Genomic DNA, 17,799 nt, shown 5'->3' with positions numbered 1-17,799 from the left:
AGAACTAACTAGCAGCAGGGATTAATGGCCTTCGCTGGCGTTGAACATGCTCTTGGCATAGATCAGGCCCAGACCATAGCCGCCGCCATGGGTCACGGCCGTAGCCACGGTCTGGTTGTAGGTCTCGCCACGGGCCCAGTCACGCTGCAGTTCCAGCAGATACTGCAGCGACGTCATCGGACGGGCGCCCATCTGGATCATGCGTTCCATCGCGCGTTCATGCGCTTCGTCGGACACGTCGCCGCAGGCATCGGCGATCACATACACTTCGAAGCCCTGTTCCAGTGCCGAGATGGCCGGGCCGACGATGCACACCGAGGTCCACAGACCGGCCAGCACGATACGGTCCTTGCCTTTGGCATTTACCACTTCGGCGATGCGGCCATCTTCCCAGGTATTCATGGTGGTGCGGTCGATGATGTGCTCATCGGGGAACACGCTCTTGATTTCTTCGAAGATGGGGCCGGAGAAGGATTTTTCCGCCACCGTGGTCAGGATGGTCGCCACCTTGAATTCCTTGGCGGCCTTGGCCACCATGGCCGCGTTGTTACGCAGCGCCACCGGATCGATGGACTTGGTGGCGAAGGCCATCTGTGGCTGATGATCGATCATGATCAGGGTGTGGTTGGTCGGGTTCAGCAGGGCTTTGCCGGCTTCGGCTTTTGCGATAGGCATGATGTTTTCCTTGGTTGGGGTGGGTAAATCAAATATAAAAAGCTGCTTATTCACACTGGGCTTGCTGCGTACCAGGGCCTAGCGTTCGAGGGCGGCCAGCGCCGCCGCAACGCCGGCGCCGTAGGCCGGATCAGCCAGCGTGCAATGGCTGATATGGCGTTGCTGGATCTCGCTCGCCACGCCATGCAGCGAACGGGCCGTGTTATCGAACAGGGCCTGACGCTGCTCCGCATTAAACAGACGGAATAGCGCGCCGGGCTGGCTGTAATAGTCTTCGTCGATGTGGTGATCCCAGTGGCCGGCTGCGCCCTGCAGCGCCAGCAGCGGCTCGACAAACTCGGGCTGCTGCTGCCATGCACCGCGCGAATTGGGCTCGTAGCCCACCGTGCTGCCATAGTTGCCATCGACCCGGCCCGCACCGTCGCGGTGGTAGCTGTGGAACGGGCACTTGGGTGCGTTGACGGGAATCTGGTGGTGGTTCACACCGAGCCGGTAGCGCTGCGCATCGCCATAGGCAAACAAACGCGATTGCAGCATGCGGTCGGGCGAGAAACCGATGCCGGGCACCACATTGGCGGGCGAGAAGGCCGACTGCTCCACATCGGCGAAATAGTTATCGGGATTACGGTTCAGTTCCAGCACGCCCACTTCGATCAGCGGATAGTCCTTATGCGGCCAGACTTTGCTCAGATCGAAAGGGTTGAGGTGGTAGCTGGCCGCGTCGTGCTCCGGCATCACCTGTATCTTCAGCACCCAGCGCGGGAAATCGCCATGCTCGATGCTGTGGTACAGATCGCGCTGGGCGCTTTCGCGGTCCTGCCCTATCAGCTGCTGGGCGTCGGCATCGGTCAGATTGATGATGCCCTGCTGGCAGATGAAGTGGAACTTGACCCAGAAGCGCTGGTTGCTGGCATTGAGCAGGCTGAAGGTGTGGCTGCCGAAACCGTGCATATGGCGGTAGCTGGCAGGGATGCCGCGCTCGCTCATCACGATGGTAATCTGGTGCAGCGCTTCCGGCATCAGGGTCCAGTAGTCCCAGTTGTTGTCGGCGCTGCGCAGATTGCTGCGCGGGTCGCGTTTCACCGCATGGTTCAGATCGGGGAACTTGAGCGGGTCGCGCATGAAGAACACGGGCGTGTTATTGCCCACCACATCCCAGTTGCCCTGCTCCGTGTAGAACTTGACGGCGAAGCCGCGGATATCGCGCTCGGCATCGGCCGCACCGCGTTCGCCCGCCACGGTAGAGAAGCGCATGAAGATATCGGTCTGCTTGCCCACTTCGGCAAACAGCGCGGCTTTGCTATACGCCGAAATATCGTGCGTGACCGTGAAGGTGCCGAAGGCGCCGGAACCCTTGGCATGCATGCGCCGCTCGGGAATCACTTCGCGGTTGAAGTGGGCCATTTTTTCCAGATGCCACACATCCTGCAGCAGCAGCGGGCCGCGCGGGCCGGCACTCTGGGTATTCTGGTTATCGGCTACCGGTGCGCCGGCGGCTGTGGTCAGGGAAGTGATCAATTTAGTCATCATCATTCTCGCTTATCAGATTTCATCGTCAGGGCGATCGTCAGGGCTGGCCGCTGTGCCAGACTCGCCATCCCGCACCACGATCAGACGGCGGCCGAAGAATTGCGCGTCGAGCGAATACGCACCGGGGCCCAGCAAGGCCAGCGCCACACTGTTGGCGATGATCAGTCCATACATCACCAGCACAGGCGGCGGCGCCGACCAGTGGTCCAGCAGGCAGTAGCTCGCCACGGCCGCATACAGCAAAGCCAGCACGGGCGTGGCGATGCCGATACACAGCAGTAAGGCCATCAACTGGGCCAGCCAGCTCATCAGCGTGCCCAGCACGGGTCGGGCACAAGTGCCGCCGACGGCCATTAGCTGCAGGGCCACCACTACCCGCAGGATCAGCAATCCTGCCCCGGCCCTGCCGGCCGGGAACATGGCATACAGTCTTTGCATGGACGTGGGTTTAAGCCTTGATAAAGGCCAGCATGTCCTTGTTGAACTGTTCCTTGTGGGTGTCAGTCAGACCATGGGGCGCGCCGGCGTACTCGATCAGCCTGGAGTTCTTCACCAGCTTAGCGGCAGCGCGGCCAGCAGCGTCGATAGGCACGATCTGGTCATCGTCACCATGCACGATCAGGGTCGGGATGTTGAACTTCTTCAGGTCTTCGCGGAAATCGGTTTCCGAGAAAGCCTTGATGCAGTCATAGGTGTTCTTGTGGCCTGCCTGCATGCCCTGTGCCCACCACGAATAGATCAGGCCTTGCGAGACTTTGGCACCGGGGCGGTTGAAGCCGTAGAACGGACCACCGGCGATATCCAGATACAGCTGGGCGCGATTGGCCAGCGAACCGGCGCGGATGCCGTCGAAGACTGACATCGGCAGGCCGCCCGGGTTGCTGTCGGTTTTCAGCATCAGCGGCGGCACGGCCGAAATCAGGCCGGCTTTGGCCAGACGCTTGCTGCCATGGCGGCCGATGTAGCGGGCCACTTCACCACCGCCAGTAGAAAAACCGAACAGGATCACATTCTTCAGATCCAGCAGCTCGATCAGCTGGTGCAGATCGTCGGCATAGTGGTCCATATCGTTACCCTGCCATGGCTGGCTGGAACGGCCGTGGCCACGGCGGTCGTGGGCGATGCAGCGATAGCCTTGCGCAGCGAGGAAGATCATCTGCGATTCCCAGCTGTCCGAGTTCAGCGGCCAGCCGTGGCAGAACACTACTGGTTGGCCCGAGCCCCAGTCTTTGTAGTAGATGTCGGTACCGTCTTTGGTTTTGAAGTAAGCCATTTTTTTCTCTCCGTGAAATTGATGTGCCTGATTGGCAGTTGCTGCCGTTGCGACGAAGGGGAAGTTGAGCGCGCCCAGGGCGGCCACGCCACCGAGCATGACCGTGCGGCGCTGCTGGTCTACCTGCTCTTCGCTATCCATGATTGCTCCTATCGGATCTGGTTGACGGTTACGCTGCGCACAGACATTGCACGGAGCGCCGCGCGGCCAGACCACAACAGACTGGACCACGTGAATCAGCAGTTTAGGAAAATGGATAACATTGCACATCGCCATTAAGCGGGGGTGGCGGCCTACTCTTTCGGGTAATGGGAGCGGCGCCGCGGGCGTGTTAGAACGGATAGAGCCGGCGCCGCAGCGCATGCCAGCACAGGCTGGCAACATGCACGGGCCGCGCTGCCGGGCTGGCGACTAGCCCGAACTGCAGCGACAGTTCCACGCCCGTGCTGGCGCCGCTCCACACTTGCAGCGCGGCGTGCCGCGAGCGCGGCAGCAAGCCGGCCAGACGGGCGCTATCGAGCGGGTGGCTAATCGTGGTAGCGCTACCATCATGGCGCACACGCAAGCGCAGTAGGTCCCAGCCAAAGCACAGTTCCACTTCGAGCTGACGGCCTTGCGGCAAAGCACTTTCCAGCATGGCTTGTACCACCTGCAGACAGGCCTGCTGCACGCTGACAGGCAAGGCCCGCGTTGCGCCCTGCACGCTGACGCTATACGCCACCTGCGCCGGCCAGCCGGCCCGCTCGGGCAGCTCGAGCAGCTGCTGCTCCAGCCGGCTATCGCTCTGGCGCTGCCGCTGCACAGCCTGACGGCTGTGCGCCAGCCAGCGGTCACCCTCGTCCAGCACCTGCTCCAGCTCGCGACGGCCCGGGCTGCCTGCGGGTAGTTGCAGCGCCGCCCCATACAGGCTCAGCATCAAACCCTGACCGCCCTGAATCAGCGCGTCGTGCTGGTTGAGCTGCAGCGGTAGCGGGCCGCCCGCCAGCTGGCGCGCACGCCGCATCGCTGCACTGCACAGCGCGTACACGAGCACACTGCTGGCCAGCACATTCAGCAGCGCATACTGATCCTGCGCCTGCGCTGCGTACAGCAAGGCCAGAACAACGTCAGGAGATAGCAACATGGCACCCAGGCTCCGGGCAGAAAAATGCACTGTCGCCCCTCTGGCGCCGGACCACAATGACTCTTTCGGGTAATTGACTTGGCGCCCCTGCCTGCACTGCAATATCAGAGCCACAGCGCAGCCCTGTAACCGACTACCGGTTTGTTAAATCGGTGCTATAGTTGTGATTTATATCAATACTGTGGATGCTAGTGACGCCCGCGTGTGGCGTGTTAGCACCCAGGTCCTTTTTGCAGTTGGAATCATGGAAGCTTGCGAATCGACCGCAGTGATCAACATACTTTCCGTGGATGACCATCCACTGATGCGGCAGGGTATTGCCAGCGTCATCGAAAGCCAGGCCGATATGCGCCTGGTGGGCACGGCCGCCAGCGGTAGCGAAGCACTGGAAGTGTTCCGCCGCCTGCAGCCCGACATCACGCTGATGGACATCCAGATGCCGGATCTGAACGGCATCGATGCCACCATCGCCATCCGCAAGGAATTCCCGCAGGCGAAAATCATCATCCTCACCACTTACGAGGGCGATGTGCGCGCCTTGCGCGCCGTGAAAGCGGGCGCTTCCGGCTATCTGCTGAAAAGCATGCTGCGCAAGGATATGCTCGATACGGTGCGCCAGGTGTACAGCGGACGGCGCTGCATCCCGCCTGAAATCGCCATGGAAATGATTGCGCCGGCCGGCGGCGATACGCTGAGCAAGCGCGAAGTGGAAGTGCTCAAGCTGGTGGCCGATGGCAAGTCCAACAAGCGCATCGCCCTCAATCTGGATATATCCGAAGACACCGTCAAAGCCCACGTCAAGAACATCCTGACCAAGCTGATGGCCAACGACCGCACCCATGCGGCCGTGCTGGCCCTGCAGCGCGGCATCATTGAACTGAACTGCTCGGCGCTGGGCGCGCGCAGCTAGGCAGCTAGGCCGCGCGCAGGGCGCGGCCTTCTTCGCCGCGCAGATGGCCGCTCAGGCCGTCACAACTGTCGGACCAGCGCTGCAGCCATTCCGGCAATGCCGGCGACTGTTCCGGCACGCCGAGATCGCGCACGATTTCGATAGGCGGCAGCGGACCGCGGCCTGAACGGAACACGCCGCGCATGATGACCACGCCCACGACCCGGCCCTTGCTCATGAAGCGGTGTTCGACGAACAGCCATTTTTCATCCCAGCCCAGCATGCGCGTATGGATCTCGAAGCGCTCGAACAGGCGCAGCTCGCGGCGGAACTTGCCCCACACATCGCCGACGATGGGCACGGCCTTGTGGCGCAGCGCCGTACGGAAGGCGCCCGTCTTGAGCACATAGTCCATGCGGCCCACATCGGCCATGGTGAGATAGCGCCCGTTAGTCACATGGAAATTCAGATCGAGATCGAACGGCCACACCCGCATGCCCACCACGGTGGTGGAAAACGGATCGACCGACTGGCGCCACGGACGGCGCAGCAGCATGTTGAGCAGACGGAACCAGAGATTCATGATGGGGATAGCAAAGTAGACGATGGACACCACTATAGGTCAGGCGATTCTGCTAAAGTAGGTGCAGAAATGACTTATTTCATGCGAAATCCGCCATGCACCTGACCCTGCTCCTGTCCGAACAATGCTCCGCCGCCAGCGCCACCACGGCGCTGGAACTGCTCAAGGCAGCCAATCTGTTTGCCGGCCAGCCCATCTTCGAAATCCACACGGCCTCGCTGGACGGCGGCCCCGTGGCCACCCTGAGCGGCCAGACCCTGCATGCCGATCTGGCGCTGGGCGCCATCAGCCATACCGATCTGGTGCTGGTGCCCGGTTTTCTGTTCACGCTGCGCGATGCCCTGCCCGGCTTTGGCCGCTACACGGACTGGCTGCGCCAGCAGCACAGCCGCGGCGCCGTGCTGGCCTCGCTGTGCACGGGCGCTTTCATGCTGGCCGAAACGGGCTTGCTCGACGATGCGCGCGCCACCACCCACTGGGCGCTGGCCGACCTGTTCCGCCGCCGCTACCCGCAGATCCGCATGGCCGAGCGCGACGTGCTGTGCGAAGACAACCGCGTCATCACCAGTGGCGGCGCCGGTGCCTCGGCCCATTTGCTGCTGCACCTGATCCGCCGTTACGGTTCGCTGGAACTGGCGCAGAAATGCAGCCGCTACCTGCTGATCGATAGCGCCCCCACCGAGCAATCCGTGTACGTGATGTGGAATATGCCCAAAGCCCATGGCGATGCCGACATCCTGCGCGTGCAGAACTGGCTGGAACAGCATTTCGACCAGCCGCTGGCCATAGACGAACTGGCCCAGCGCTTCGGCTTCAGCCCGCGTAACTTCGTGCGCCGCTTCAAGGAAGCCACCCAGTACACGCCGCTGGCCTACCTGCAGACGCTGCGGCTGGAGCGGGCCAAACACCTGCTGGAATCGACCCGCATGAATCTGGACAGCATCACCTTCAAGGTGGGTTATGAAGACAGCAATTCTTTCCGCCGTCTGTTCCAGCAGCGTGTCGGCATGCAGCCCGCGTCCTACCGCAAGAAGTTCCAGTCACCGGCCGTCTGAGTGGGTGCGATAAATAAGCGCGATAAGTAACCAGCAGTCAAATCCCGGGCGAGGAAACGGGGGAATTCAGCTATAATGTGAGCCGGATGCGGACTACTCCGGCACACCCCAGCTACCTGATGCGACCACTCAATTTTCTCGCCTTACTGACGTTCTCCATAACGTGCACCAGCTCCGTTTTCAGCGCCGCAGCGCTGGCGGCTCCGGCCCATGCTGCAGCCCATGGCCACGCACCTGCACATAAAAACAACGCTCCTGCAGCCAGCAATACGGCGAATGCCCGCACGCCCTGCGCACGCCTGACGGCGCGCCTGCAAAGCGTCACGCCGGCCATGTGCCAGAACAGCCAGCTGGTGCAGTCGGGCGCCCGTTCGCGTCAGGGTTTCCCTATCCTCACGCGCCAGCAGGCATCCACCAGCAAGAAGGATTCCGTGCGCGTGCTGCTGATAGGCGGCATCCATGGCGATGAACTGAGCGCTTCTTCGGCCGTGTTCCAGTGGATGCAGTGGCTGCCGCCAGCCGATAGCAGCCCGCTGCACTGGAATATCGTGCCGGTACTGAATCCGGACGGCATGCTGGCGGCCAAGCCGCGCCGCGTCAACGCCAACGGCGTGGACCTGAACCGCAACTTCCCTACGCCGCGCTGGAATGTGGAAGCGCAGCGCTACTGGGTCAGCAAGACGGGGCGCGACCCGCGCCGCTTCCCCGGCTCCAGCCCCCTGTCGGAACCGGAAAGCCGCTGGCTCAGCGAAGAAATCAAACGCTTCAAGCCGCAGCTCATCATCTCCGTGCACGCGCCGTTCGGCGTGCTCGATTTCGACGGTCCGGTCGATCCGCCCGTGCGCTTTGGCGCGCTGCGCCTCGCGCCTATCGGCGTGTATCCGGGTTCGCTCGGTGCCTACAGCGGCAATCAGGTGCCGGTGCTGACCATAGAACTGCCTAGCGCCGGCCGCCTGCCCGATCAGGCCGAAATGCGCCGCATCTGGCAGGACATGCTGAAGTGGATAGAACAGAATATCCCGTCCAGCAATCAGGTCGCCATGGCCAGCGCCAGGCCTAACGCGCACTAAGCCGCCATCGTCCTACCTAGGCCGCCTGCCATGCCGTGGGCGGCACTCCTTCCCAGCGCTTGAATGCCCGCCTGAAATTGGCGATATCCGTATAGCCCAGCGCATAGCTGATTTCCTGCACGCTGGTCTGGCCGCCGCGCAGGTATTCCAGTGCCAGCATGTGCCGCACTTCGTCCAGTATCTGCTGGTAGGAGCTGTGTTCCGCCAGCAGGCGCCGGTGCAGGGTGCGCGGGGTCAGGTGCAGCATGCGCGCCGTCAGCGCCAGTGAGGGAAAGGCGGTGCGCTGTTCCAGCATCAGCTTACGCACCCGCGCGGCAGTGGAATACGGCGTCACCAGTTTGTCCAGTTCGCGCTGGCAGATCTGCAAGGCCTGCTCGAAGCTGGCCGCATCACCCACCTTGAGGGGAATATCCAGCGCTGCAGCGGGCAGCAGCATGCCGGTCCAGTCTTGGCCATAGCGCACCTCGCACTGGAACAGTTCGCGCGCCAGCGCCATATCGTCCGGCGCCGCGCAGTGGAAGGACACCAGCTGGCAGGGCGCACTGCCGCGCGCAATGAAGTCGAGGATGTTCTTGATCGCCAGTAGCACGGCTTCCAGCACAGGGCGGGCAATATCGCCCAGCGGCAGGCATTCCACCAGTTGCAGACGCAGATAGTCGCCCTGCAGATCGATGGCCGTATCGAGCATGGTGGTGCGCAGGCGGAAGTAGCGCCGCGTCACATCAAGCGCCTGACGCAGCGTGCCGCTATTGATGGCGGCATAACCGAGTATGCCGTGGGTATGGGCGCGCATGCGTTCGCCGATCAGCAGTCCTAGCGACGGTTCGCGCGTCAGCTCCAGCGCATCGAGCAGCAGCAGACGGAATACGGGGAAAGAGAGCTGGAAGCTGGCATCTTCCAGCTGGGCCGCCTGCAGGCCCTGACGTCCGAGCCACGCATCCACATCGCCGCCCATGCTGGCTACCTGATCGGCAATCTGGCGCAGATAGCTGCTGGCCATGGGCGGGTCGTTGAACGGCATAGGCATGAAGACGGAATTCGGGTCAGGGTGAAGAAAAAAACACGGTCTCCGATTGTCAATATCTAACCCATGGCTGTCAACGTTCGGGCGCCCTGCAGGCTGTCCTGACGCGCGCTTGTGGCAGATTAGCCACCCCGTACGGCCAGCTGACGGTACTGGCTGGGCGTAACGCCCGTGGTAGCTTTGAACTGGCGCGTGAAGGCCGAATGGTCGCCATAGCCGCAGGCCTGGGCGATATCGGCCACGCTGGTATCGCCTTTGAGCAGGCGCGAGGCGGCATCGACGCGGGTCTGGATGATCATCTGGCGCGGTGTGAGATGGAAGATGCGCAGGAAGTAGCGTTCGATCTGCGCCACCGACATATGTGCCGTGGCGGCCAGCTCCGCCAGCGCCAGCGGGCGGCCGTATTCCTCGTGGATCAGGCTGACGGCGGCCGCCACTTTACGGTAGGCCGGATTCTTCTTGTCGGCCATGGCCAGATCGCGCGATACCCCGGTCAGGCCGACGATGCGGCCATGGCTATCGCGCAGCGCCTTCTTGCGCGTCAGGCACCAGCCGGGATCGCGGTTGGGATACAGGTGCAACTCGAGCTGTTCATCGAGTTCGGCGCCACCGGCCAGCACTGCCATATCCTGTGCCAGATAGGAGTGGCCGAACGGATGGCCGAACACTTCGGCCGGCGTGCGTCCGATCAGGGCGGCCTTGTGCTTCTGGCCGCAGCGCTGGGCCAGCGTCTGGTTCACCACCACGTAGCGGCACTGTTCATCTTTGACGAAGAACACCACATCGGGCAGCGCATCGAACAGCGCTTCGCTGAAAAAAGGGTCGGCGATGGCCGCGCCCAGAGCGCGCCGCGCCACCTCGTCATGGTGGGATGTATGCATAGTTCCGATTCTGCCAGCGCGTTTGCGGCATGTCGCGGACTTTTTCGCGATTGTGCAGATTTCGTCATCCATCATGCGCAGACCATGCAAGACAGACCACCCCGCTCGGCCTAACATGGCGGTATGAAAACCATCAACATCATTGATTCCCACACCGGCGGCGAACCTACCCGTCTGGTGGTGGATGGCGGCCCGGAACTGGGCAGCGGCCCGCTCAGCGAGCGGCTTGCACGATTCAAGCAGGAGCATGATGCCTTCCGCACTGCGGTGGTATGCGAGCCGCGCGGCTCGGATGTGCTGGTAGGCGCCCTGCTATGCCAGCCGCATGCCGCCGATTGTGCTGCGGGCGTCATTTTCTTCAACAACGTGGGCTACCTCGGCATGTGCGGTCACGGCACCATCGGTCTGGTCGCCTCGCTGGCCCACATGGGCCGCATCGGCGTGGGCCGCCACCGTATCGATACGCCAGTGGGCGTGGTGGAAGCGGAACTGCATGCCGACGGCAGCGTGACGCTCGATAACGTGGCCGCCTACCGCAGTCAGGCCGGTGTCACCGTCTACGTGCCGGACTACGGCCCTGTCACGGGCGATATCGCCTGGGGTGGCAACTGGTTCTTCCTGGTGTCCGATCACGGCATGGAAGTCAGCCTGAAAAACATCGATGCGCTGACCGACTTCTCGGTGGCCATCAGCGCTGCGCTCGAACAATCCGGCATCCGCGGCGATAACGGCGGCCTGATCGACCACATCGAACTGTTCGCCCCATCGCGCACAGGCGCCGATAGCCAGAGCTATGTGCTGTGCCCTGGCAAGGCTTACGACCGCTCTCCTTGCGGCACGGGCACCAGCGCCAAGCTGGCCTGTCTGGCGGCAGACGGCAAGCTGGCCGAAGGCGCACTGTGGAAACAGGAAAGTGTAATCGGCAGCGTATTCGAAGGCCGCTACCACTACCGCGACGGCAAGCTGATCCCCAGCATCCGTGGCCGCGCCTGGGTCAATGCGGAAGCGCGCCTGCTGATCGATCCTAGCGATCCTTTCGGCTGGGGCATCAAGTGAGACAGGCCGACGTCATCATCGTCGGCGCCGGCATCATCGGCGCCGCCTGTGCCGACGCGCTCAGCGAGCGCGGGCTGCAGGTCACGGTGATCGAACAGGATGTGCCGGGCAGCGGTGCCACCGCCGCCGGCATGGGCCATCTGGTGGTGATGGACGATAATGCGGCCGAACTGGCCCTGTCGTCCTACTCGCTGACGCTGTGGCGCCAGCTGGCGGCCGGACAGGATCAGGCAGCCCGGCACGAATACAGCCAGTGCGGCACCATCTGGGTCGCGGCTGACGAAGAAGAAATGGCGGCGGCCCGCGCCAAGGCCGAAGTGCTCAGCGCCCACGGCATCGCCTGCGACATGCTCGATGCGAACCAGCTGTATGCGGCGGAACCGCAGCTGCGCGCCGGTCTGGCCGGTGGCCTGCTGGTAGGCGGTGACGGGCTGGTATATGCCCCCAAGAGCGCCCGCCTGCTACTGGGCAAAGCGCAGGCGCGCGGCGCCGTGCTGGAATACGGCAGCGTGACGGCACTGGAAGACCATGGCGTGGTGCTGGCCGATGGCCGCACGCTGCGCGCCCAACACATTGTGCTGGCGGCCGGCTCGCGCTGCAGCCTGCTGCTGCCGGAACTGCCGCTGCAGCCCAAGAAAGGCCATATCGCCGTTACTGACCGCTATCCGGGCTTTATCCGCCACCAGCTGGTAGAACTGGGCTACATCAAGAGCGCCCACGCTGCCAGCGGCAGCTCGGTCGCCTTCAATCTGCAACCGCGTCCCACTGGCCAGATTCTGATCGGCTCGTCGCGCCAGTTCGGCACCACCGATCTGGCCGTGGATAACGCCATGCTACAAGCCATGCTGCGCCATGCCGTCAGCTTTACTCCGGCACTGGCACAGCACCACATCCTGCGCTGCTGGACCGGCCTGCGCGCCGCCACGCCGGACGGCCTGCCCCTGATCGGCCCCCACCCTGCACGCCAGGGCCTGTGGCTGGCCACAGGCCACGAAGGGCTGGGCATTACCACCTCGCTGGCCACGGCGCAGCTGCTGGCCAGCCAGATGTGTGGCGGCAGCAGCGCGATTGCCACCAGCCCCTATTTGCCGGAACGATTCCATGGCTGACATCACCATCTATCTCAACCAGCAGGCTGTACGCGTGGAAGCCGGCATTAGTGTGGCTGCCGCACTGGCTATCCATGGCAGCACCGTGACGCGCTACTCGGTCACGGGTACCGCCCGTGCGCCCCTGTGCGGCATGGGCGTATGCCAGGAATGCCGCACCACCATCAACGGCCTGCCGCACCAGCTGGCCTGCCAGACGCCATGTGTGGAAGGCATGCGCATCGAACGCTGCGAGGTAGCGCGATGAAGCATTACGATATTCTGGTCATCGGTGCCGGTCCGGCCGGACTGGCGGCAGCGCAGGCAGCTGCGGCCAGCGGGCGCACGGTCGGCATCATCGACGACAATCCGCAGGCCGGTGGCCAGATCTGGCGCGGCGGTCCCGCCAGCCAGAGCGATGCACGGGCACGCGCCCTGTGGCTATCCCTGCAGGATGCGCCGAATGTGGAATTCCTCAGCCAGACGCGGGTGCTGTACGCACCGGCCGCGCAGCAGCTGCAGGTACAGACAGCCAGCAGCGCCATGACCGTGCACTACCAGCGCCTGATACTGGCCACCGGTGCGCGCGAACGCCTGCTGCCCTTCCCCGGCTGGACTCTGCCCGGCGTGACCGGAGCAGGCGGCCTGCAGGCGCTCAGCAAAGGCGGCTATCCGGTCGCCGGCAAGCGCGTAGTGGTGGCCGGTACCGGACCATTGCTGCTGGCGGTGGCGGCCACGCTGCGCGCGCGCGGTGCGCAGATCGTCGCCATCGTCGAGCAGGCGCCTTTGCCGGCACTGGCCCGCTTTGGCGCCGGCCTGCTGGCGACACCGTCCAAAGCGGCGCAGGCGCTGCAGCTGGCGCGCCAGTTACGCGGCATCCCTTACTGGTCCGATAGCTATGTGCGCGCTGCGCTGGATACATCTGGCAACGCCGCCGTTGCGGCCACACCGCAGTTGCGCGCCGTCCGCATACAAAAGGGCAGCAGCACCATCACGCTCGAATGCGACTACCTCGCCTGCGGCTACGGCTTGCTGCCGAATGTGGAGCTGGCGCAGGCGCTGGGCGCCGCTACCCATAGCCGCAAGGGCCAGACCGCCGTCACCATCGATAGCTGGCAGCAGACCCGCATCAGCAATGTGTACTGCGCCGGTGAAGGCACGGGCATAGGCGGTGTGGATCTGGCGCTGGTCGAAGGCCGTATTGCGGGACTTGCGGCCAGCGGCGCCGTGGCGCAAACGGCAACACTGTTCCATCAGCGCACCCGCTGGCGCAAATTCGCCAGCCGGCTGGAACGCACCTTCGCACTGCGTCCCGAAATACTGGCGCTGGCCGAGGACAACACCATCGTCTGCCGTTGCGAAGATGTCTGCCACGGCGAACTGAAAACCCATAGCAGCTGGCGTAGTGCCAAGCTGCATACGCGCTGCGGCATGGGCCCCTGTCAGGGCCGTATCTGCGGTGGCGCCACCGAATTGCTGTACGGCTGGCGGCCAGCGGCCGTGCGCAGCCCTATCGTACCGGCCCGCGTAGCCAGCATGATCGAATCAGCCCCGGAATAGACGCCGGACAATTAAGTAAACCAGTAAGCGTACGCCCAACCGAACCATCACAAGGAGAGCATTATGGCAGCAGCAAAATGGCAAGGGGTCTTCCCTGCAGTGACCACCAAATTCAAGGAGAACGAAGATCTCGACCACGCCGCGATGGAAAAGCACTTTGCTTTCCAGATCGATAGCGGTGTCGATGCGCTGCTGACCTGCGGCTCGCTGGGCGAGGCCAGCACCCTGTCGTTCGATGAAAAGCTGGCAGTCACCAAGACGGCGCTCAACGTGGCCGCTGGCCGCGTGCCGGTGCTGGTCAACGTCAGCGAAACCCGTACCGCCACTGCTTGCCGCTTCGTCGAGCAGGCGCGCGATCTGGGCGTGCAGGGCCTGATGGTGATGCCATCCGTGCTGTACGCAGCCGACTCGCGCGAAGCCATGGACAACCTGCGCACCATCGCCAAAGCAGCCCAGCTGCCTATCATGGTGTACAACAATCCCGTGTCCTACAAAGTCGACCTGACGCCGGAAGACTTCAAGGAACTGGCCGATTGCGAATGGATCGTGGCGATCAAGGAATCGACCGACAACGTGCGCCGTATTACCGACCTACGTAATGCGGTGGGCGAGCGCTATCAGCTGTTCATGGGCGTGGACGATCTGTCCTTCGAAGGTCTGGCCGTTGGTGCCGACGGCCTGCTGGCCGGTCTGGTGGTGGCCTTCCCGAAAGAGACGGTGGCTCTGTACAAACTGATGAAGGCCAAGCGCTTCGACGAGGCTCTGAAGCTGTACCAGTGGTTCATGCCGCTGATGCACCTCGACGTTTCCACCAAGCTGGTACAGAACCTGAAGCTGGTCGAAACGCTGGCCGGTGTAGGCAATGAAAACGTACGCCGTCCGCGCCAGCCGCTGCAAGGCGCCGACCGCGCCCGCGTTACCGCCATCGTGCAGCAGGCACTGGCTACCCGTCCTGACGTCAGCAAGTTCTTCTAAACCCGGGCACTGGCGCGCTGTACAACGGCGCGCTTCAAGGCAAAACGCCAGACCCGCCGCAACGACGGCTGGTCTGGCGTTTTCATGTCTGCATCCGCTAACTGAAAGCGCTTACAGATCGGTGATTTCCTTATGCCGTGGCACCAGCGTTTTCATCACGCACCAGGCCACCAGATAGGCCAGCGCACAGATGGTGAACAGTATCATGTAGCCGGTGCCGATATCGTTGCGCGCCTTGTAGTAGTCGAACACCCAGCCACCGAGCTTGGTCAGCAGCACGCCGCCTATGCCACCTGCCATGCCGCCCAGGCCGATCACGGAGGCGACCGACTTCTGCGGGAACATGTCGGATACGGTAGTGAAGATATTTGCCGACCATGCCTGATGGGCCGAAGCGCCCACGCCGATCAGCAGCACCGGCACCCAGTAGCTGACACTGCCCAGCGGCTGGGCCAGCAGCACCACCAGCGGGAAGAAGGCGATCACCAGCATGGCACGCATGCGGCCATCATACGGTGCATAGCCGCGTGCCATGAAATAGCTGGGGAACCAGCCGCCGCCTATGGAACCTATCATGGTCATGCTGTACAACACGGCCAGTGGCACCACGATGGCATCGCCCTTCATGCCGTACTGGGCCGACAGATAGGTGGGCAGCCAGAACAGGAAGAACCACCACACGCCATCCGTCATGAATTTGCCGAAGGCGAAGGCCCAGGTCTGGCGGTATTTGAGCAACTGCAGCCACGAGACTTTGGTGGCCGGCGCGGCAGAAGTTGCCGCCGCCGGTGCCGCAATCTGATCGCGCCGGATGTACGCCAGCTCCTGCGCCGACAGGCGTGGCTGGCGTTCCGGCGTATCGTATAGCGTCAGCCACACGCTCATCCAGATGAAGCCCACCATGCCTATCATGATGAAGGCGCTCTGCCAGCCCCAGATGCTGGCGATCAGCGGTACCGTGATGGGGGCGAGGATGGCGCCCACATTGGCGCCGGAATTGAAGATGCCGGTGGCCAGCGAACGTTCGCTCTTGGGAAAGTATTCGGCCGTGGCCTTGATGGCAGCAGGGAAGTTGCCGGCTTCGCCTATGGCCAGCACGGCACGCGACAGCATGAAGCCGAGTATCGATGGCGCCACCACGATGCCGGCCGCCCCCAGCAGCACGCCCACGCCCTCGCCCATGGGAACGGAGAAAGCGTGCATGAGCGCACCCAGCGACCAGATGCAGATCGCTACCACATAGGCAGCACGGGTGCCGATGCGGTCCACCACCCGTCCCGCGAACAGCATGGACAGCGCATACACGAACTGGAAGGCCGCCGTGATGTTGGCGTAATCGGTATTGCTCCAGCCGAATTCACGCGACAGCTGGGGCGCCAGCAGGCTGAGCACCTGCCGGTCCAGATAGTTGATGGTGGTAGCGAAAAACAGCAGGGCGCAAATAGTCCAGCGGTATTTACCGATGGCCGCACCGACGTTCACGGGCTCGTTCAGGTTCATGGCATCACTTCTTATCGGATGTTCTAGTGATGATCTCTCGGTCTCCACGAGATCACTGGTTGTATGTCATCGTACAACCATAAAACTGGCGAGGCAAGTAAAACCGTAATTTTTCTATCTATCCTGAAAAATCAGTAGCTTGCCGCTACGGGCAAGCTAGCAAGTCATACGACAACTTAGTGAGTGGTCTCGCGTTTGACCAGCAGCAGCGCCACCAGACTGATCAGCGCCGCAGCCGACAGATAGTAGCCCACGTACTGCAGGCCGTAGTTGGTGGCCAGCCATGTCGCCGCATACGGCGCCAGCGAAGCTCCCAGTATGCCAGCCAGATTGAAGGTCAGCGAAGCGCCCGTGTAGCGCACGGCGGGCGGGAACAGTTCCGACAAGATCGTGCCCAGCGGGCCGTAAGTCATGCCCATCAGGCCCAGCCCCAGCGACAGGAAGACGCTGACCAGCAGGCTATTGCCGGAGCCAAACAGCGGCGCCATGCTCAGGCCGAACACGGCAATGGCAGCCGATACGGCGATCAGGGTGATGCGGCGGCCATGGCGGTCCGCCCACAGGGCCGAGATAGGGATGGTGAGGCCGAAGAACAGCACGGCAAACAGTTGCTGGATCAGGAAGTCCTTGCGGCTGAATTTCAGCGCCGTGGTGCCCCAGCTCAGAGCAAACACCGTCATCAGGTAGAACAGCACAAAGGTGGCCATGGCGATCAGCGTGCCCAGCAGCAGCACGCGGCGATGCTCGCGCCACACCGTCAAGGCCGGCACCTGCACCCGTTCATTACGCTCGATAACTTTCTGAAAGTCCGGCGTTTCATGGATTTTCAGTCGGATGTACAGGCCCACCACCACCAGCAAGGAGCTGGCGAGGAAGGGAATGCGCCAGCCATAGCTGAAGAAATCGGCGTCGCTAAGCGTCTGGCTCAGCAGCAGGAAAATGCTGCCCGACATGAAGAAGCCTATCGGTGCGCCCAGCTGGGGGAACATGCCATACCAGGCGCGTTTGCCGGCCGGTGCATTTTCCGTCGCCAGCAGCACGGCCCCGCCCCACTCGCCGCCCAGACCCAGGCCCTGGCCGAAGCGGCACAGCGCCAGCAGCGCCGGCGCCCACGTGCCTATGCTGGCATAGGTGGGCAAGGCGCCGATCAGCACGGTGGACAGACCCATGGTCAGCAGTGCCGCCACCAGCGTGGCCTTGCGGCCTATGCGGTCGCCAAAATGGCCGAATAGGGCGGAGCCGACAGGACGGGCAAAGAAGGCGATGGCAAACGTGGCCAGCGATTGCAGCATGGCCGCCGCCGCATCACCGGCAGGGAAGAACAGCTTGGGGAACACCAGCACGGCCGCCGTGGCGTAAATGTAGAAGTCGAAGAACTCGATGGTGGTGCCTATCAGGCTGGCAAACAGCACCGTGGCGGGCGAGTTACGCGGGGTCGTGCTCGGGTGTGGCTGTGACATGCGGGGCAACTCCTGCAAAAGGAAAAGTGGCCACGATCATACACAGGCCTGGCAGAT

Annotated in this window: 18 protein-coding genes; 8 read left to right on the top strand and 10 right to left on the bottom strand. The window is 63.0% G+C overall.

Features of this window, described 5'->3' with window-relative positions:
- Positions 1–21 precede the first annotated feature (21 nt).
- The 5 genes from GTP23_RS02320 to GTP23_RS02300 all read right to left on the bottom strand — a co-directional run bounded on the left by GTP23_RS02320 (position 22) and on the right by GTP23_RS02300 (position 4,601).
- Complete coding sequence (locus GTP23_RS02320) at positions 22–675, bottom strand: hydrolase (RefSeq protein WP_161033680.1); 654 nt, start codon at positions 673–675, stop codon at positions 22–24.
- Between the two features lie 78 nt (positions 676–753).
- Entirely contained in the window at positions 754–2,190 is a 1,437-nt protein-coding gene (locus GTP23_RS02315) for a catalase (protein WP_371866853.1), read from the bottom strand.
- Between the two features lie 27 nt (positions 2,191–2,217).
- Entirely contained in the window at positions 2,218–2,643 is a 426-nt protein-coding gene (locus GTP23_RS02310) for a DoxX family protein (RefSeq protein ID WP_202411895.1), read from the bottom strand.
- 10 nt (positions 2,644–2,653) lie between these two features.
- On the bottom strand, positions 2,654–3,619 hold the full coding sequence (locus tag GTP23_RS02305; RefSeq protein ID WP_202411894.1) for an alpha/beta fold hydrolase: 966 nt from the start codon (positions 3,617–3,619) through the stop codon (positions 2,654–2,656).
- Between the two features lie 190 nt (positions 3,620–3,809).
- A complete protein-coding gene (locus GTP23_RS02300; RefSeq protein ID WP_161033678.1) occupies positions 3,810–4,601 on the bottom strand; it encodes a hypothetical protein in 792 nt (263 codons plus the stop codon).
- Positions 4,602–4,845: 244 nt separating this feature from the next.
- Between GTP23_RS02300 and GTP23_RS02295 the strand changes: the two genes are divergently transcribed.
- Entirely contained in the window at positions 4,846–5,511 is a 666-nt protein-coding gene (locus GTP23_RS02295) for a response regulator (RefSeq protein WP_161033677.1), read from the top strand.
- A gap of 4 nt (positions 5,512–5,515) precedes the next feature.
- On the opposite strand, the gene GTP23_RS02290 is transcribed toward GTP23_RS02295, so the two are convergent.
- Positions 5,516–6,073: a thioesterase family protein gene (locus GTP23_RS02290; RefSeq protein WP_155432937.1), complete on the bottom strand. Its 558-nt coding sequence runs from the start codon at positions 6,071–6,073 to the stop codon at positions 5,516–5,518.
- Positions 6,074–6,168: 95 nt separating this feature from the next.
- Here GTP23_RS02290 and GTP23_RS02285 point away from each other — a divergent pair, with 95 nt between their 5' ends.
- Entirely contained in the window at positions 6,169–7,128 is a 960-nt protein-coding gene (locus tag GTP23_RS02285) for a GlxA family transcriptional regulator (protein ID WP_161033676.1), read from the top strand.
- Between the two features lie 119 nt (positions 7,129–7,247).
- Positions 7,248–8,198 carry a M14 family zinc carboxypeptidase gene (locus GTP23_RS02280; RefSeq protein WP_161033675.1) on the top strand — a complete coding sequence of 317 codons (951 nt, stop codon included), beginning with the start codon at positions 7,248–7,250 and terminating at the stop codon, positions 8,196–8,198.
- A 16-nt stretch (positions 8,199–8,214) separates the two neighbouring features.
- Here the strand turns inward: GTP23_RS02280 and GTP23_RS22940 are convergent, their stop codons facing one another.
- Positions 8,215–9,225 (bottom strand): AraC family transcriptional regulator, encoded by a 1,011-nt coding sequence (locus tag GTP23_RS22940; RefSeq protein ID WP_267874479.1) that lies wholly within the window; start codon positions 9,223–9,225, stop codon positions 8,215–8,217.
- A 119-nt stretch (positions 9,226–9,344) separates the two neighbouring features.
- Positions 9,345–10,103 carry a helix-turn-helix domain-containing protein gene (locus tag GTP23_RS02270; protein WP_308494783.1) on the bottom strand — a complete coding sequence of 253 codons (759 nt, stop codon included), beginning with the start codon at positions 10,101–10,103 and terminating at the stop codon, positions 9,345–9,347.
- Positions 10,104–10,226: 123 nt separating this feature from the next.
- On the opposite strand from GTP23_RS02270, the gene GTP23_RS02265 reads away from it, so the two are divergent.
- The 5 genes from GTP23_RS02265 (at position 10,227) to GTP23_RS02245 (ending at position 14,782) form a co-directional block, all read left to right on the top strand.
- Positions 10,227–11,159: a 4-hydroxyproline epimerase gene (locus GTP23_RS02265; RefSeq protein WP_161033673.1), complete on the top strand. Its 933-nt coding sequence runs from the start codon at positions 10,227–10,229 to the stop codon at positions 11,157–11,159.
- Positions 11,156–12,268 carry an NAD(P)/FAD-dependent oxidoreductase gene (locus tag GTP23_RS02260; RefSeq protein ID WP_161033672.1) on the top strand — a complete coding sequence of 371 codons (1,113 nt, stop codon included), beginning with the start codon at positions 11,156–11,158 and terminating at the stop codon, positions 12,266–12,268. Before GTP23_RS02265 ends, GTP23_RS02260 begins: the two co-directional genes overlap by 4 nt.
- Positions 12,261–12,515 (top strand): (2Fe-2S)-binding protein, encoded by a 255-nt coding sequence (locus GTP23_RS02255; RefSeq protein ID WP_202411893.1) that lies wholly within the window; start codon positions 12,261–12,263, stop codon positions 12,513–12,515. The genes GTP23_RS02260 and GTP23_RS02255 overlap by 8 nt, the downstream gene beginning before the upstream one ends.
- Positions 12,512–13,807 carry an NAD(P)/FAD-dependent oxidoreductase gene (locus tag GTP23_RS02250; protein WP_161033671.1) on the top strand — a complete coding sequence of 432 codons (1,296 nt, stop codon included), beginning with the start codon at positions 12,512–12,514 and terminating at the stop codon, positions 13,805–13,807. The genes GTP23_RS02255 and GTP23_RS02250 overlap by 4 nt, the downstream gene beginning before the upstream one ends.
- A 63-nt stretch (positions 13,808–13,870) precedes the next feature.
- Entirely contained in the window at positions 13,871–14,782 is a 912-nt protein-coding gene (locus tag GTP23_RS02245; RefSeq protein WP_161033670.1) for a dihydrodipicolinate synthase family protein, read from the top strand.
- 111 nt (positions 14,783–14,893) lie between these two features.
- On the opposite strand, the gene GTP23_RS02240 is transcribed toward GTP23_RS02245, so the two are convergent.
- Positions 14,894–16,282 (bottom strand): MFS transporter, encoded by a 1,389-nt coding sequence (locus GTP23_RS02240; RefSeq protein WP_161033669.1) that lies wholly within the window; start codon positions 16,280–16,282, stop codon positions 14,894–14,896.
- A gap of 176 nt (positions 16,283–16,458) precedes the next feature.
- Positions 16,459–17,742, bottom strand: coding sequence for an MFS transporter (locus tag GTP23_RS02235; RefSeq protein WP_161033668.1), 1,284 nt, complete (start codon positions 17,740–17,742; stop codon positions 16,459–16,461).
- Positions 17,743–17,799: the final 57 nt, after the last annotated feature.

The organism is Duganella fentianensis, assembly GCF_009857835.1.
GTDB lineage: Bacteria > Pseudomonadota > Gammaproteobacteria > Burkholderiales > Burkholderiaceae_D > Rugamonas > Rugamonas fentianensis.
This window is presented reverse-complemented; position numbering and strand designations above follow the sequence as displayed.

Coding starts and splice junctions, on each gene's coding strand:
- GTP23_RS02320 (WP_161033680.1), bottom strand. CDS start 675: ATGCCTATCGCAAAAGCCGAAGCCGGCAAAGCCCTGCTGAACCCGACC.
- GTP23_RS02310 (WP_202411895.1), bottom strand. CDS start 2,643: ATGCAAAGACTGTATGCCATGTTCCCGGCCGGCAGGGCCGGGGCAGGA.
- GTP23_RS02305 (WP_202411894.1), bottom strand. CDS start 3,619: ATGGATAGCGAAGAGCAGGTAGACCAGCAGCGCCGCACGGTCATGCTC.
- GTP23_RS02300 (WP_161033678.1), bottom strand. CDS start 4,601: ATGTTGCTATCTCCTGACGTTGTTCTGGCCTTGCTGTACGCAGCGCAG.
- GTP23_RS02295 (WP_161033677.1), top strand. CDS start 4,846: ATGGAAGCTTGCGAATCGACCGCAGTGATCAACATACTTTCCGTGGAT.
- GTP23_RS02290 (WP_155432937.1), bottom strand. CDS start 6,073: ATGAATCTCTGGTTCCGTCTGCTCAACATGCTGCTGCGCCGTCCGTGG.
- GTP23_RS02285 (WP_161033676.1), top strand. CDS start 6,169: ATGCACCTGACCCTGCTCCTGTCCGAACAATGCTCCGCCGCCAGCGCC.
- GTP23_RS02280 (WP_161033675.1), top strand. CDS start 7,248: ATGCGACCACTCAATTTTCTCGCCTTACTGACGTTCTCCATAACGTGC.
- GTP23_RS22940 (WP_267874479.1), bottom strand. CDS start 9,225: ATGCCTATGCCGTTCAACGACCCGCCCATGGCCAGCAGCTATCTGCGC.
- GTP23_RS02270 (WP_308494783.1), bottom strand. CDS start 10,103: ATGCATACATCCCACCATGACGAGGTGGCGCGGCGCGCTCTGGGCGCG.
- GTP23_RS02265 (WP_161033673.1), top strand. CDS start 10,227: ATGAAAACCATCAACATCATTGATTCCCACACCGGCGGCGAACCTACC.
- GTP23_RS02255 (WP_202411893.1), top strand. CDS start 12,261: ATGGCTGACATCACCATCTATCTCAACCAGCAGGCTGTACGCGTGGAA.
- GTP23_RS02250 (WP_161033671.1), top strand. CDS start 12,512: ATGAAGCATTACGATATTCTGGTCATCGGTGCCGGTCCGGCCGGACTG.
- GTP23_RS02245 (WP_161033670.1), top strand. CDS start 13,871: ATGGCAGCAGCAAAATGGCAAGGGGTCTTCCCTGCAGTGACCACCAAA.
- GTP23_RS02240 (WP_161033669.1), bottom strand. CDS start 16,282: ATGAACCTGAACGAGCCCGTGAACGTCGGTGCGGCCATCGGTAAATAC.
- GTP23_RS02235 (WP_161033668.1), bottom strand. CDS start 17,742: ATGTCACAGCCACACCCGAGCACGACCCCGCGTAACTCGCCCGCCACG.